Source organism: Trabulsiella guamensis ATCC 49490, assembly GCF_000734965.1.
Classification (GTDB): Bacteria; Pseudomonadota; Gammaproteobacteria; order Enterobacterales; family Enterobacteriaceae; genus Trabulsiella; species Trabulsiella guamensis.
This window is the reverse complement of sequence record NZ_JMTB01000153.1, coordinates 1-1549: the sequence shown is the minus strand read 5'-3', so window position 1 is coordinate 1549 and position 1549 is coordinate 1. Positions and strand designations below refer to the sequence as shown.

The following is a 1549-nucleotide window of genomic DNA, read 5'->3' as shown; positions in this document are numbered from 1 at the left end:
AATCACGCGTGACGGACAACGTGGCCTTGTAATCCTCAAAATATTCCACCAGTCCGGCCGGAACCAGCTCGGTCAGGGCGATGTCCAGCAGCTCGGCGGTGCAGATTTTGGGGGTCATCACCGGCTGATCGGCATCAAGTTTATCCAGCACATCATCCCCGGCCAGCTTGTGACGTGGATAACGACTGGTGAACCGGTTCTTGATGATGTAGCGGATACGACCAAGCGTGGCTGGTGACTGAACATCCAGATACGAAATGTCCGTATCACCGTAGCGGTTCACCCGGTACATGGTGATTTCACGCTCAATGCAGACGTTCTCACCGGCATCAACGTAATGGGTTGCCATACCGTCATGCAGCAACAGGTTGCGTTCCGGCATATCCCAGCGGACAGCACGGGCAGGCGGCTTGATGCCTGGCAGTATCATCGTCTGAATGGGACGGGCCGGGTCGAGCGCCAGCTGGTAAGAGGCGATGCCGGCATAGCTCGCCGCCCATAACCACGACGGTTCCGGCGCGATGTTGGTGCCCAGGCAGGAAATCAGCCAGTCATTACGGGCATCGCCGAAGGTGCCGGTCTGGGCATGCGTCCCGCGAAACGCGGTCCACAGCTGCATCTCCATCATCTTCAGCGGTCCCCAGCGAACCAGCAGTTCGTCGCGGATGGTGTTGAGGCTCTGGGTGTCGTTGTACGGGAAAACGATATCGGTGTACCACTCGTCACCCAGCGCCGCGACCACCGACTGGATATCCGGCGTACCCGTGCCGCCGGTAAACGCGGTCAGGGTGGCGCTGATACCGGCAGGCGTTTTCTCGCCGGAATAATAGTTGAGACGGACATCAGCATCGTTGCCGGTGACACCTTTCCAGTTGACGGTCAGCACGACTTTCGCTGAGGACTCCGCATCAATGGTGGCGGTGACCTGCGTGGCCGGTTTTGCGGTGATGGCATTCACGATGTTCTGCGCAACGATCTCCGCTGTATCCGCCACAGCGACGCCCACCTGGACTGAAACGCCGTTTACCAGCAGTGCCAGCGTCCCGGCGGCGGTCGCGGTGCCGAGCATGGTGATACTGGCGGTGGCCGCGTTACCGGCATCCAGTTCTGCAAGCCCCATGGCAACCGTCTCGGTATAGCTGTTCCCCTTGCGCAGGATTTTCAGCATCTCGCCCAGCATCGAGCCGCGTCCGTACAGGTTGTCGGCCATGCTGTCGCCGGTGATACGGTTCAGGGTGAGTGGTTCCACGCTGGCGGTCGCCCGCTGCTGACCCACTACCAGGATCTTGCGCGACTGTGCCGGGGCGGCAGACATCGCCAGTGAATTATCAATGTCGATGACGACCAGCGGGACACGCAGATCATCAGGAATGTTGCCGATTGACATCACGCCTCTCCCTTGTCAGTTCTGGTTTTGACTTTCGGCAACGCGGTAATCACCACGTCACCTTCATTTTCGCGGCGACGCCAGTAAGCGGTGACGTCCAGCGTTTCCCCTGCCGGCGCGAGCAGGCTGCTGTCGGCTTTACGCACTCGCAGCCCCTCACGT

2 protein-coding genes are annotated in these 1549 nt (G+C 60.0%); both read right to left on the bottom strand.

Annotated elements, in window-relative coordinates; all coding sequences use genetic code 11:
- Positions 1–1387, bottom strand: a 1387-nt coding sequence (locus tag GTGU_RS23190; protein WP_038163422.1) for a phage tail sheath subtilisin-like domain-containing protein, incomplete at its 3' end; no start/stop codon positions are given.
- On the bottom strand, positions 1387–1539 hold the full coding sequence (locus GTGU_RS25200) for a DUF2635 domain-containing protein (protein ID WP_084222850.1): 153 nt from the start codon (positions 1537–1539) through the stop codon (positions 1387–1389). The genes GTGU_RS23190 and GTGU_RS25200, both read right to left, overlap by 1 nt.
- Positions 1540–1549 lie beyond the last annotated feature (10 nt).